The organism is Terrabacter sp. LjRoot27 (assembly GCF_964254175.1).
Taxonomy (GTDB): domain Bacteria; phylum Actinomycetota; class Actinomycetes; order Actinomycetales; family Dermatophilaceae; genus Terrabacter.
In genome coordinates this window covers 1-667 of sequence record NZ_CAXUSS020000007.1, presented here as the reverse complement: position 1 = coordinate 667, position 667 = coordinate 1, and the positions used below count along the sequence as shown (strand labels likewise).

Annotated in this window: 1 rRNA gene; it reads left to right on the top strand. The window is 55.0% G+C overall.

Annotated features, from left to right (window positions below):
• Positions 1-117: 117 nt before the first annotated feature.
• A 23S ribosomal RNA gene (locus ACSQ2D_RS21570) occupies positions 118-667 on the top strand; the annotation flags it as partial.

Genomic DNA, 667 nt, shown 5'->3' with positions numbered 1-667 from the left:
GTGTGGGCTGGTTTTTCTGGTTGTGGGCCCTGCCGAGATCGCGAGCTGTGCTTGTGGTGGGTGTGGGGTGCCGGTTGTATTTTGAGAACTTCACAGTGGACGCGAGCATCTTTGTAGTGTCAAGTTTTTAAGGGCACACGGTGGATGCCTTGGCACCAGGAACCGAAGAAGGACGTAGGAATCTGCGATAAGCCTCGGGTAGTCGATAACCAGACTGTGATCCGAGGATTTCCGAATGGGGAAACCCGGCTGGAGGCAAGTCCAGTCACCCGCACCTGAATATATAGGGTGTGTGGAGGGAACGTGGGGAAGTGAAACATCTCAGTACCCACAGGAAGAGAAAACAACATGTGATTCCGTGAGTAGTGGCGAGCGAAAGCGGATGAGGCTAAACCGGGCGTGTGTGATAGCTGTCAGGCGTTGCACGTTCGGGGTCGTGGGACCCGCCATCCAGTGCTGACATGCTGGTAGGGAGTAAGAAATCTGCGTCATAGTCGAAGAGCATTGAATGGCTCGGCATAGAGGGTGCGACCCCCGTAGACGAAATGGTGTGGACTCCCGGTGGATTTCCCAAGTAGCACGGGGCCCGAGAAATCCCGTGTGAATCTGGCAGGACCACCTGCTAAGCCTAAATATTCCCTGGTGACCGATAGCGGACAAGTACCGT